Here is a 12464-nt window from a genome sequence, read left to right as displayed (position 1 = left end):
TCCAATTTTTTGCTTCTATAATATTTGGTTATTTTCTATTGTTCAATTAACTACGTGCCGTAAATTCGGCAATGGACTCGCTGATTAGGTTCATGCCAAGTAACAGCTCATCTCGACCAGGATGACTGAAGTTCAATCGAATATGACGGTGGTCTTGTTCTCCTGTAGAACAGAGAGAGCCTGGTAAAAAAGATACACCTTTTAACAGAGCAGCTTTAAGCAACGCCCCACTATCTAATCCTTCAGGTAACTCCACCCATAAATACATGCCCCCTTGGGGTATATCGTAGTTGGAGCCCTTCCAGCCAGGTCTCTTCAACAATTCCAGCATCAACTTAAGCCTGGTCTTGTATTCCCGGTTCAATAATGATAAATGATCGGTCCAGCGAAAAGGAGAATGTGCTAACAGTTGATACAACAATCGCTGATTCATTGGGCTGGATTGTCCATCCGCAATCCGTTTCACCGATGCCATTGCCTGAATTAAGGCTGGATGACCTGCTGCCCATCCTGTACGTAATGCTGGCGCAACCGTTTTGCTGAACGAACCAATGTACAAGACATGTCCACCCTGATCTGCTGTATCCAATGCGAAGAGTGAGGGGTACTTGCGATAGAAATCCTCCGTCTGCAGTCCATCAAAATGCAATTCACCGTACGAATCATCCTCTACAAGCAGCACACCATAACGAGAACATAAGTCCAATACCGCCTCGCGCCGCTCCATGCTCCATAACGCACCCGTGGGATTACAGAAACTAGGTGCAGCAAAAAGCAGCTTCGGCCTCACCTGCTGCATATGGCGTTCCAATTGATCCGGCAATATCCCATCAGAGTCACCCATAACAGGTACAATAGTAGCTCCTTGCATCTCCAAAACTTCGAGGCAGCCTGGAGATGTGGGATGTTCAACTAGAACAGAATCCCCCGGCTCTAACAGCAGCCTCATGACGAGATCAATAGCCTGCTGTGTTCCTGTGGTTAACAGGATCTGCTCAGGAATTGTTCGGATGCCTTTACGCGTGTTCCAGTCCTTGTCCAGCCACTCTCTTAGCGGTCTGTATCCTGCCGGCTCACCATATTGAAGTGCAGAGGGACCCGAACTAAATACAGACACAGCCGCTTCTTCCAGCAGTTTAAACGGGAACAGTTCCTCTGCTGGCAATTCCTCCGCTAGAGAGATGAAATAATCCTTGTCAGACATTTTGCGAATATCTCTTAGCGGTGAAGACAACAGTCTGTTTGTACGGGAGGCGAAGAAATATCTCATTGGTCTCGTTCTCCTTTCGTCCCTATTCCAAGCTATGCACATAGCTCGTAGCCACTACAACCTATTCCAGAAGAACACAGAATATGACGATTGTACATGTCACCTAACGAATCCTAGAACGCGAGAGTTATGAAATGTGGCTCATCAAGAGATGGATTTTGTCTGTCTGGCACACAACGCATACCGCTCGATAGCTTGCGCTCTACTGCTCACGTCTAGCTTCACATAGATTTTACGCAAATAGTTGTCGATCGAACGACGGCTAACGTTGATCTCACTCGCTATTTTATCATAGGTTACCCCTTGAACAATTCTTTCCATAATAAAATTTTCTGTTTCCGTCAAATCTACGATGAATTCTTCCGCTCTCGATTCAATCGGCTCTGCCCACTCTGCGCTCGTCAACCAAGACATCGGCATGGATACATAACCTTCGCGCAGTCCAGATATCAGATGAATCAGTTGGCTAGGGGATGCCTGCTTGGACAGCATTCCGCTTGCCCCGAGATTCATAAGATGACGGAATAACTTCACGTTATCCTCATCCGTAAGAATAACGATATGACTGTGCGCTGATACCGTTTTTATTTCGGAAATAAATTGATCTGCTTGACCTTCAGGAAGTCGGTAATCCATCAATACCAAATCAGGCTGATTAGCTTTCACCAAGTCAAGTCCTTCTGTTCCCGTCGAAGTCATACCACGTACCAACAGATCCTGCTGTTCCTCCAAAATTAGTTTTGTTCCCAGCATGCTGGTGGGGTGGATATCTACGATGACCACCTGCCATACTTTTTTCATTGTTGTTCCCCCTGGTTATGTATTGGACAAATTTGCTTTTCTATCCTTCGACTTCACTCTTCACCTTTGCCTGCGACAGTCCACGTATAGAAGAAGCATGCGCTGCAAAATGTCGAAATTTGAAGAAAAATAAGTGATAAGGCTAAAAATAAGCCCTACAATCGTTCTATAATGTGATAAAATACCATTTATTCCATTTATTTAGGTCACAATATAGTATAATTCTCCTGTATCACTAGCTAAAAAGGTCGAAAAACTTGCCCAAAGTTCCTACTTATTGCATCTATAAGAAATTGTATCCTAGGACTTCCTTCCGATGCAATCTCTTTTTATCCTATTACTGAAAGAATTTCATTTTTGCGTAATCAATAGGGGCATGATAGAATGAGGATTGGAATTTTTTTAGTACCTATAAATAACCAGGAGTGATGATATGAAACCTTCTGCTCAACCTTCTGACACCCATCACACCCGGAGCACCAAAAGCAAGGCCGGTTCTTCAATTAAACTGTTTCTGGTCATGTGGATTGTGCTCATTGCACTCGGAGTAATCGGAACCTACTATTATAGTAACCATCTCCAGCGGCAGATGATTGATCAGCTTCAGACACATAATCAACAGCAGATTAACGCATTGAAATCAGAATACGAAAAGCAGCTAACAACGATATCGAAGGAAGTTTCTGATCTTCAGGGACAAGTGCAATCCTTCAATGAATTGCTGAATTTCACCAAGGACAATGCAAGCGACAAAACGGACAATAGCAACAAATTGTATACCCAACTGAGCGAAGTCAAAAAACAACTGGAGACCCTCCAGAAAAAGATGGATCTGCTCAAATGATTACACCCGTTAAACAGGTTAATCGTTTTTTTATGCTTGCACTCGCTCCATTTGTTGGACTTATGCTCTGTCTGCTGCTGTTCCGTCCTTCGCTTGAACCGGCTAGTCTAATGGATCTATCGCTGCCTGAAGAGACAATCACGCCTCAAACCCAGGCGATTCGTCAGAATCTCTCAGGGGCTGAAGAAGCTGCTGTTCAAACATCTTCTTCTATTAAAAAGACAACGCAATTATACAATCAAACAACAAGTACAATGTCAGCTCTCGTGCAAAAGGCGACGGCACAAGCCACTCGCCCAGAAGCGATCTACAATCAACGGATCTCGTCTAAACTAGGCGTTCCATTTGAACGAATTAACAGTGACCGTCTTACAATTGAGATGTACCGTGTTAATCCAGGCACCTATAAGGGCTATGCAATGAAAATCAAGCTTAAGGACCCTACAGCGATGCAGATGGCTCTCAGTAGTGAAGCTGGAAGGTCAGAGACGACTATGCAGGCCGTCAAACGTAATGGAGCTATTGCTGGAATTAATGCGGGCGGCTTCGCTGATAGCGGAGGCAAACGTTATCCTCTCAGTACAACCGTCATGGACGGAAAGTACGTAAATGGGTTTCAAGCTAGTTTTAAAGATTTATTTTTTGTAGGACTGAACGATGCAGGTAAGCTCGTCGGTGGCAAGTTTTTTGACAAAGGCTCCCTAGATCGCCTGCAACCACAATTTGGAGCTACGTTTGTGCCTGTATTGCTTCAAAATGGTCGTAAAACGCCTATACCCGCCAAGTGGAAGGTATCTCCTAAGCGGGCTCCACGTACGGTCATCGGCAATTATAAGGATGATCAGCTATTGATTATCGTAGTGGATGGTTATAACGAGAAAGGCAGCTCCGGGGCAACCTTAGAAGAGCTACAAGGCCGACTGTACAAGCTTGGCGTCGTTGACGCTTATAATCTGGACGGAGGCGGATCTTCGTCACTGGTTCTGAACAATCGGGTGGTCAACAATCCATCAGATGGAAATCTCAGACCTGTACCTACTCACTTTTTATTTTATAAATAAACTGTATAGGCATTCCTTTTCTTCCCATATTGGTTATAATAGAAGAAATTGAGATTGTGCAGGAGGTGGCAAGTATATGTCGTTCTCATTGACATTCTGGATTATCGCAATCGTACTCGCTTTGTATATGACAGGCATCCTGACTGCATCCTACAACAATGACAAAACGAAAGGTCTCTGATGGCCAAGCCTCTTCGCGGAAGAGGCTTTTTTCTTTGCCTATAGAGATTGTAGACGACACAACAAGAGACAAGGATTATAAAGAATGTAGTCATTCTTCTAATTCTTGTCTCTTATACTTTGTGCACGAAGAATTGCATCATCGCTACAATGAGACTGCATCATCAATAGCGCGCCGCCGAATTGTTTCCTACAGTTATAACAGGTGTATGTTCAATCTGACAGCGAACAGAGTCCCCTCCTACGAGTTGCACGTAGATTCGTTCATGTTCTACTGGTTCTCCCGCCATAAGTTTGATTAATTGCTCTGCCGCCAATGAACCCCATTTTCGTTTGGAATAATCAATCGTGACGAGCCTTGGACTAACGTAACTGCTGAGTTCAATATTATCAAATCCAATGACGTGAACGTCTTGTCCAACCTGTAGTTCACTGCTGGCAATCTGGTTGCATAACCCAATCGCCATCTCATCGTTCAAGCAGAATACGCCAACAGGGCTCGTAAATTCTTGAATGATCTGATTGGCAGCCATTTCTCCGCCACTTTTCTCGAAATCTCCCGTAATCTCCATCCACTCTACGTTGGGTTCACGCTCTGTAACCTGCCTTACCGCCTTCATACGCTGTACTGAGTCGAAAGAGCCTTCTGGACCTGTCACCACATAGATTTTCGTAAACCCTTGTTCAATGAGATGCTCCATTGCAAGCGTTGCTCCAGCCTTATTATCCAGCAAAACCTGATTGATGTTCGGATGATCTAATTCCCGGTCAAGCACAACGATTTTGTGTCCACGATCAGCATACTGTAGCAATTCTTCACTGGCAAACGTGTGATCCAGTATGATGGCTCCATCGATCATTCGTTCCGGAAGCATCCGGTGAGACTCTTTACCACTGCATACAATTAAGTCATACCCTTGTGCATTACAGACCGCCTTCATGCCAGTGAGCAAGTCTCCATAGACATCTCCGCTAAAATCGGTCAGAAATACGCCTACAATTTTGGATTCCCTCTTCTTCAACGTCCTTGCAGCAGCATTAGGAACATAGTTCAGCTCTTTGGCGATGGCCAAAATCTTGGAGCTTGTTTCATCTGTCACTTTGTTGCTACCATTCAGTGCATACGACACGGTGGAGATCGAAACCCCCGCCTTCTTGGCGATATCCTTAATACTGACCACATTCTTCGCTCCCCTGTTATATGGATCAGGCTCCCCAGATCAGAGAACCCGACGTCTTCTATGTGCTTTAAATATTCAAAATGACGTTTTGTTTAAGCGAGACCTTTCAGTAGCCTCGCTTAAACTCTAACGGACTACACTAATTTGAAGCTACCCTCTTGAGTATCGCGGCTATTTGGCCCTACATAGACGTTGAATGCACCTTTGTCACTGCGATAACTCAGATCCGAGTGGTGATAGCGAAGCTGGGCTTCATTTAGCGTAAATGTTGCTGTGCCCGTTTCACCTGGAGCCAGCTCCAGCTTGACGTAATCTTTTAACTCTCGCATCGGTCGCACTACTTCACCAGTTACATCCCGCACATATAACTGAACCGTCTCCACACCTGTACGTTCTCCAGTGTTTGTTACCTTTACCTTAATAGTCAGGGGAAGCTCATTGCTCAACTCTTGGCTTGAGATATCAAGTGAACCATACTCGAACGTGGTATAAGATAGACCGTAACCAAACGGCAACAATGGGTCATTCGGGCTATCAATATATTTGGAAACATAGCGCTCTTCAGTCTTCTCCGGATTCAATGGGCGGCCGGTATTAAAATGATTGTAGTACACAGGAACTTGACCTACCGATTGAGGGAAGGACATCGTCAAGCGACCAGAAGGGTTCACCACGCCTGTCAGGACATCAGCTATTGCTGCCCCGCCTTCACTACCCGGGAACCATGCTTCAAGCACAGCATCCGATTCTCCCCATACACCATGCAGATCAAGTGGGCGACCATTGAAGATGACACTCGCCAACGGTTTACCTGTTGTTTTCAAATGCTTAATGAGCTCTAATTGTGCTGCTGGCAAACGAATATCGGTGCGTGATCCACCCTCACCACTCATCTCTGAATCTTCACCCAGCGCAAGCACAATCAGATCTGCCTTGCTTGCAACTTCAAGCGCTTCCGCAATCTGCTCAGATGTAATCGTGTGCACACCACTGCCTTGAGCCAGATGAACTTGATCTGTGCCAAGACGTTTCTGCAATGTGCTTCCCAGCTTAACTGCATCTGCTTTTACGCCTTCACATGACCACCATCCCAGAATATCCTCACTCTCGGCAAATGGTCCAATCAGAGCAACATGTGCTTGCGGATTCAGCGGAAGAACGTTGTTCACATTTTTCAGCAGCACTGCAGACTTGGTAGCCAGCTCATAGGACACCTGACGGTGTTCCTTCGAGAACACGATCTCCCGCTCACGTTCTGGATTAGCTGCACGGATCGGATTATCGAACAAGCCTAATTTTTCTTTGAGCTGCAATATACGAAGTACCGCTTCATCCACAAGCTTCTCGTTCACTTCACCACTTGCAATCAACGCAGGTAGATGGTGAACATAGCACGGTGTCATCATTTCGATATCCACGCCAGCGCGGATGGCACGATATGCAGCTTCACGATCATCCTCCGCTGCCCCGTGGGCAATCATCTCACGAATGGAAGCCCAATCCGAGATAAGCACCCCTTCGAATCCCCATTCCTCACGCAAAATGTTACGCATAAGCTTCTCATTACCACTAGCTGGGATACCGTCCACTGTATTGAATGACGCCATGACCATCTCTACACCCGCATCAAGCGCAGCTTTATAAGCAGGTAAATAATACTCCCGCAGATTGCGCTCTGACATATCTACCGTGTTGTAATCCCGACCACCCTCTGCTGCACCATATGCAGCAAAGTGTTTTACACAAGCCGCAAGACGGTCTGTCTCCTCCTTCAGATTGTCCCCCTGATATCCACGAACAAAGGCCGCCGCGAACAAGCTGTTCAGATAAGGATCTTCTCCTGTTGTTTCCATGACACGACCCCAGCGAGGATCACGAACCAAATCCACCATAGGGGCAAACGTAACGTGTAAACCAGAGACTGCGGATTCACGTGCTGCAATCTCAGCAGATTTCTCCGCTAACTGGGTATCCCATGAACAGCCAATTGCCAGCGGGATGGGGAAAATGGTTTTGAAACCATGCACAACATCTGCCATGAACAAAAGTGGGATACCAAGTCGGCTTTTTTCCATATAAGCTTGCTGCACATCAATAATCGCCTGAGCACCGGACAAACCTAGAATGGAGCCGCTGGCCTCCACAGACTGTTTGGTGATACCCATCTCTTCCATCGGCCCTGTAATCTGCCCCTGCGTATCCGTCCCTTCATAAAAGTTAGAAGTTAATTGGAGCAGCTGGGCTGTCTTTTCCTCCAAAGTCATCTGCCCCACCAGATCAATCAATTGCTCATTATTCATCATGTATTCCTCCACACCTCATTGAATTGAAGAACCCGGCTGCATATTTAACTACGCACCGGGTTCGGGTGGATGAGACAGGTTACTTCCACCATGTCCCATCTACTTCCTGAATCTTCACTTAAAATTGTTCGTTCAGCTCATCCAGGTAAGGTTGAACCAGAGACATTTTACTGTTCACCCATTCTTTCCAGTTAGCCTCCAGATCTCCACTTTTGAGAATCAGGTTTGCATATTCGTTCTGGTAATCGAATGAAGCCTGACTTTTCGCTTTGGAGTCGTATAGGTTGACATCCCAGTCGTATGTTGCCAGCGATTGGCCCTCTGTTCCGAGTTTTGCTTTTTCCTCGAACAGTTTCACAGCACGATCGCGGTAATCCTTTTTGATCGCAGGGTTGACTACACTGAAATCGTCACCGAGCAGATACAATCCTTCGAAACGAGCTGGGTACTTATCTTCCAGAACCGTTCCTTCTGGCAGTAAGCTCACCAATTCATTGTTCTCATCGTACTTCCAATCGGTTCCTTCAAAGCCCATGTTGATGAGCAATTGTCCTTCTTTGGTTGCGGAATAGTCAATCAGATCCATGATACGTTCAAACTTCTCGTCACTAATCTCCGGATTGAAGATCAATGCGGACCAGAAGTTGGCTTGCTCCAGGTTACGATATTTACCGTCGTCACCAAGAACGATTGCCGTGTGAACCATCTCATCACTATCTACACCTAGATTTTTGCGAATATCCGAATCCAGACCTTGTCTGTATGAAGCAAGTCCACCCAGACTGGTTACTGCTGCTGTACCTGTTACTTTAAAGTTGTTCTGACCTTCATTGTTCTTCCATGTGTAGAACTCAGGGTTAAGCAATCCATCTTTGTATGCTTGTTGCATCAATTTTAGCCCTGTAAGTGTTTCAGGCTCTGCTGGTCCCCAGTGGAACTGACCGTCTTCACCTTTGAAGAACGGAGAATCTGTGATCGCATGCACGCTGTTTGGCATAATGATGTTTGTCATCGCATCAGCGGCGTTATAGGACAGGGGTACAAGTTTGTTCCCCACTTTGCCTGGATCTTTCTCTTTTACAAGTGCAGCATATTCATTCAATTCAGATGTGGTATACGCATCCTTCAATTCGAAACCAACCGCTTCTGCCCAGTCCTTACGAAGAGCAATAACACCGATTTGGTTTGTTAGTGGATCAGCAGGTTTGTTCTCATAATAAATCGGTCTAGGCAAGAGATACGTTCCACCTGTCAGCTCCTCCAATTTATCACCAAGCCCTGTCAAGTTATAAGCTGCAGCAACATTAGGCCAGCGCTCTTTCCAGTCATCCGGGAATTTGTAGAACAAACCTTGATCAATGTTATTCAGCGCATCCCCGTGAACGTAGTTCCATACCGATACATCCGGCAAGTCACCGGAGTTGATCCACAGACGAAGCTTCTCACCCCATGAATCCCAATCGATATAGTTGTAGTCCCAAGTTACGTTGAATTTGTCTGTCCAGAACTTATGGAAGTCATTATCCAAATTTCCGTTTTTAATTTCCGTCAGGTTCGCTACAGAGATGGTCAGGTTATCTTTGTAATTGCCATCAGCGTCCTTTTCGTTACTGCCTTCTGAGCCACCATTAGAACAAGCCGTCACCACCAGCATCAATAAACAAAGTGTGATAGCAAAGATCGATCTAACTGACAACTTTTTGTTCGTGTTCATGCTCTTACCCCATGTTTGTAGTTGAATTTCCAAGCCTACTGGTGTCCAAAAAGGACGTTCGATGCTGCTGATACCAACAGGCATCTTGCGTAATCAAAAGCGTTTTTTTGAATGACTTCTATACGTATAATCAGGTTTTGATTGCCCCTGTTAATACCCCTTTGGCAAAGTGCTTTTGCAGCATTGGGAAGAAACACATAATCGGAACCATCGTTACAAATACAGCCGCCATCTTCATTCCCATAGAGAAGTTGCTCACTTGGGTTGCATCGACACTAGATGCATTGGATGCATTCGTCTGAGACGTAACAATGATCGTCCTGAGCACATTCTGCAAAGGTAACTGATCGGCTTTTCGAAGGAAGATCATCGCATCATACCAACTGTTCCAGTAAGCTACACCATAGAAGAGTGTGATGGTCGCTATAATCGGTGTCGCCAGTGGAAGAACGACAGAGAATAGGATTCTCCATTCACCCGCTCCATCCAGTCTCGCTGACTCCATCAAGGACTCTGGCAAGGTATAGAAGTAGTTCATCATTAGGATCATATTGAAGGCACTGAAGCTTCCCGCGAGGATCACTGACCACAACGTGCCTGTAAGATGCAACGATTTCATAATGAGATACAGTGGTACAATCCCACCGTTAAAGATCATGGTGAACAGCACCAGGAAAAACAGAAACTTTTTGAATGGAAAATTGTTACGGCTCAAGCCGTAAGCCATACTTGTTGTCAGGAACAAGCTAAGCGGCAATCCAATGACCAGCAAAATAAGTGTGTTTTTGTACCCCGAAATGATACTTCCATCAGCGAATAATGCTCGGTACGAATCCAGTGTGAACTCTTTCGGGAACATCAGAAATGGATTTTCAGCGTACTCTTTTTGTGTTGCAAATGAGATCATGATGACATTCCAGAACGGAATTAGAATCATCAATGCAAGCACAAGTAGAATGGCAAATATGATGTAATCGAGAAAGGTCATTTTTTCAGTGCCAATTCTCGGCTTCTTGTTCGCTTTCTTACTCATTCGTTACTCCTCCTCTCTTATCGGAACAATCCGTCTCCGCCAAGCCATTTCGCAAATCGGTCAGCGAGAAGCAACAAAATCATGTTCACGATGGAACGGAATAGGCTGACTGCTGTCGAGAATGAGAAATCGGTTGAAGACTGGAACGTGATTCGATAGATGTATACATCGAGTACTTCTGATACATTTTTGGTTGCGGCGTTGGCTAAGTTGAAGATCTGGTCGAAACCGGAAGACATTAGCCCACCAACCGACAGAATAAACATAACCGTGATCGTTGGAAGAATGTTAGGCAGTGTAATACGGAACATCTGCTGCATACGAGAAGCTCCGTCAATCTGTGCTGATTCATACTGATCCTGGTCAATACCGGAGATTGCGGCAAGGAAGATAATTGCGCCCCATCCACTTGATTTCCAAATATCAGTCAATAACAGCATCGGTACAAAGTTTGATTCGGAACCTAAGAAGTTAATCGTTGGCAATCCGAGTAATCCAAGCGCACTGTTTACCAGTCCGTCATATGCCAACACATTGATAACTACCCCCGATACAATGATCCAGGACAGGAAGTGTGGGAAGGTAAGGACGGTTTGGAACCATTTCTTCCCTCTGCGCATTCGCAATTCATTCAGCAACAACGCCAGAATGATCGGGAATGGGAACTGGATGATCAGTTTCAGAATATTGATGTACAGCGTGCGCCACACGGCATCAATAAAGGTCGGGTCACGGAAAACATATTTAAAATTCTCAAATCCACTCCATGGACTACCCCAGATTCCCAGGTTCGCCTTGTAGTCTTTGAATGCCAGAGATAGACCTCCCATTGGCATGTAGGCGAATAGGATCAACCAGACAAGTCCCGGTATCAGCAGGGTATATGTCATTCGGTGCTTCCAGATTTCACTCCAGAGCGAATTGCCTTTCACGTGTCCCTTCAGCTTTTTGCTGGGTCCTTCGGCTGCAGGTTTCATTTGCATCTCCTCACTCTACTTTGGTCTTGTCGTTATACAGAAAATCAAACATCGTTCTTAGGTGCTGTTCCCAAAATCTCCATTCATGCGTGCCTGGTGTCTCCACATATCGAAATTCAAAAGCGGTATCCTGCATGTACTCGGCAAATGCTCGATTCATCTCGACAAATGGATCATGATCACCACAGCAACTCAGAATACGGGGTAAGGTTCCACCCTGCTGCAACAAGTTGGCTGACAAGGTGTATAGATCCTGATCAGGCTTCACTGTCAGCTGTTCACCAAAAACCGCTTTCATTTCTTTGATCATGCCTGGAGGCATCATAGGATCTTGTAAACGTTTCTGAATATCCGTCACACCCGATAAGGAAACGACTTTGCGATATCGTTCCGGATAGGTCAGTGCACATTTCAGTGCACCGTATCCACCCATGGATAAACCGGCAACATACGTCTTCGCTGGATCGGAATTCAGATTAAGCTGACGCTTGCATAAGTCAGGTAACTCCTGAGTGATGTAGTGGAAGTAATTCAGGCCGTATTCCATATCCGTGTAATAGCTTCGATTCGCTTCTGGCATAATGATGGTACAGCCATACTGCTGAGCGTACATTTCGATTGTCGTCAGACGCTGCCATGTACTTGCATTATCGCCTGCCCCATGTAGCAGATATAGCGTACCGCCTGAAGTCTCTCCAGAGTCGCTGGATACAACATGTATGCTCGTATTCATACATAATGTGGGTGATCCCGTTTCGATCGTGATATGCGCCATTTGTAACCCCTTTCATTATCAACTGCCGCCTTCACTCTACTCTGTTAGCGGTGTTTGAATGCAGCATGTCGTAGATTCCCCTGTAGTGTGCTGGGTTATCGAAACGATTCTCTCGAATCGTTTCAAATTCGATCAACTTTAATATATATGGACTTGTAAAACCCATAATTATCTTGGAAGCGATTTCTTCGAATCGTTTCGAATAAATCATAATCCCGATCAGTAAATCCTGTCAATAACCTTTTTACAATTTTCGCGCTTTTTTTATTAAAAAACGTGGTTCGCAACGAATATATTACGCTAAAAGACACTTTTTCAGGGAACT

10 protein-coding genes are annotated in these 12464 nt (G+C 45.3%); 2 read left to right on the top strand and 8 right to left on the bottom strand.

The features are described from left to right. Positions 1-46: 46 nt before the first annotated feature. Positions 47-1270, bottom strand: a complete 1224-nt coding sequence (locus DMB88_RS09205) for an aminotransferase-like domain-containing protein (protein ID WP_128101112.1) — start codon at positions 1268-1270, stop codon at positions 47-49. A 144-nt stretch (positions 1271-1414) separates the two neighbouring features. Continuing rightward, positions 1415-2071, bottom strand: a complete 657-nt coding sequence (locus tag DMB88_RS09200; RefSeq protein ID WP_128101111.1) for a response regulator transcription factor — start codon at positions 2069-2071, stop codon at positions 1415-1417. Positions 2072-2504: 433 nt separating this feature from the next. On the opposite strand from DMB88_RS09200, the gene DMB88_RS09195 reads away from it, so the two are divergent. Beyond that, entirely contained in the window at positions 2505-2915 is a 411-nt protein-coding gene (locus DMB88_RS09195) for a uroporphyrinogen-III C-methyltransferase (RefSeq protein WP_128101110.1), read from the top strand. Next, on the top strand, positions 2912-3976 hold the full coding sequence (locus DMB88_RS09190; protein ID WP_128101109.1) for a phosphodiester glycosidase family protein: 1065 nt from the start codon (positions 2912-2914) through the stop codon (positions 3974-3976). The genes DMB88_RS09195 and DMB88_RS09190 overlap by 4 nt, the downstream gene beginning before the upstream one ends. Positions 3977-4320: 344 nt before the next feature. Here DMB88_RS09190 and DMB88_RS09185 read toward each other — a convergent pair whose 3' ends face one another. The 6 genes from DMB88_RS09185 to DMB88_RS09160 all read right to left on the bottom strand — a co-directional run bounded on the left by DMB88_RS09185 (position 4321) and on the right by DMB88_RS09160 (position 12139). After that, on the bottom strand, positions 4321-5337 hold the full coding sequence (locus DMB88_RS09185; protein ID WP_128101108.1) for a LacI family DNA-binding transcriptional regulator: 1017 nt from the start codon (positions 5335-5337) through the stop codon (positions 4321-4323). Between the two features lie 134 nt (positions 5338-5471). Next, on the bottom strand, positions 5472-7637 hold the full coding sequence (gene bglX / locus DMB88_RS09180) for a beta-glucosidase BglX (protein WP_128104381.1): 2166 nt from the start codon (positions 7635-7637) through the stop codon (positions 5472-5474). 121 nt (positions 7638-7758) lie between these two features. Next, the gene (locus tag DMB88_RS09175) at positions 7759-9354 is read right to left on the bottom strand and encodes a type 2 periplasmic-binding domain-containing protein (RefSeq protein WP_128101107.1); all 1596 of its coding nucleotides are present in this window, start codon (positions 9352-9354) and stop codon (positions 7759-7761) included. A 130-nt stretch (positions 9355-9484) separates the two neighbouring features. Beyond that, positions 9485-10387: a carbohydrate ABC transporter permease gene (locus DMB88_RS09170; RefSeq protein WP_056698472.1), complete on the bottom strand. Its 903-nt coding sequence runs from the start codon at positions 10385-10387 to the stop codon at positions 9485-9487. Between the two features lie 17 nt (positions 10388-10404). Beyond that, positions 10405-11364 carry an ABC transporter permease gene (locus DMB88_RS09165; RefSeq protein WP_128101106.1) on the bottom strand — a complete coding sequence of 320 codons (960 nt, stop codon included), beginning with the start codon at positions 11362-11364 and terminating at the stop codon, positions 10405-10407. A 10-nt stretch (positions 11365-11374) separates the two neighbouring features. Continuing rightward, on the bottom strand, positions 11375-12139 hold the full coding sequence (locus tag DMB88_RS09160) for an alpha/beta hydrolase (protein WP_128101105.1): 765 nt from the start codon (positions 12137-12139) through the stop codon (positions 11375-11377). Positions 12140-12464 lie beyond the last annotated feature (325 nt).

The sequence above is a fragment of the Paenibacillus sp. DCT19 genome (genome assembly GCF_003268635.1).
Classification (GTDB): Bacteria; Bacillota; Bacilli; order Paenibacillales; family Paenibacillaceae; genus Paenibacillus.
Note: the sequence above shows the minus strand (reverse complement) of the source record. Positions and strands in the feature narration are given on the sequence as shown.

Coding starts and splice junctions, on each gene's coding strand:
- DMB88_RS09195 (WP_128101110.1), top strand. CDS start 2,505: ATGAAACCTTCTGCTCAACCTTCTGACACCCATCACACCCGGAGCACC.
- DMB88_RS09190 (WP_128101109.1), top strand. CDS start 2,912: ATGATTACACCCGTTAAACAGGTTAATCGTTTTTTTATGCTTGCACTC.
- DMB88_RS09205 (WP_128101112.1), bottom strand. CDS start 1,270: ATGAGATATTTCTTCGCCTCCCGTACAAACAGACTGTTGTCTTCACCG.
- DMB88_RS09160 (WP_128101105.1), bottom strand. CDS start 12,139: ATGGCGCATATCACGATCGAAACGGGATCACCCACATTATGTATGAAT.
- DMB88_RS09165 (WP_128101106.1), bottom strand. CDS start 11,364: ATGAAACCTGCAGCCGAAGGACCCAGCAAAAAGCTGAAGGGACACGTG.
- DMB88_RS09170 (WP_056698472.1), bottom strand. CDS start 10,387: ATGAGTAAGAAAGCGAACAAGAAGCCGAGAATTGGCACTGAAAAAATG.
- DMB88_RS09175 (WP_128101107.1), bottom strand. CDS start 9,354: ATGAACACGAACAAAAAGTTGTCAGTTAGATCGATCTTTGCTATCACA.
- bglX (WP_128104381.1), bottom strand. CDS start 7,637: ATGAATAATGAGCAATTGATTGATCTGGTGGGGCAGATGACTTTGGAG.
- DMB88_RS09200 (WP_128101111.1), bottom strand. CDS start 2,071: ATGAAAAAAGTATGGCAGGTGGTCATCGTAGATATCCACCCCACCAGC.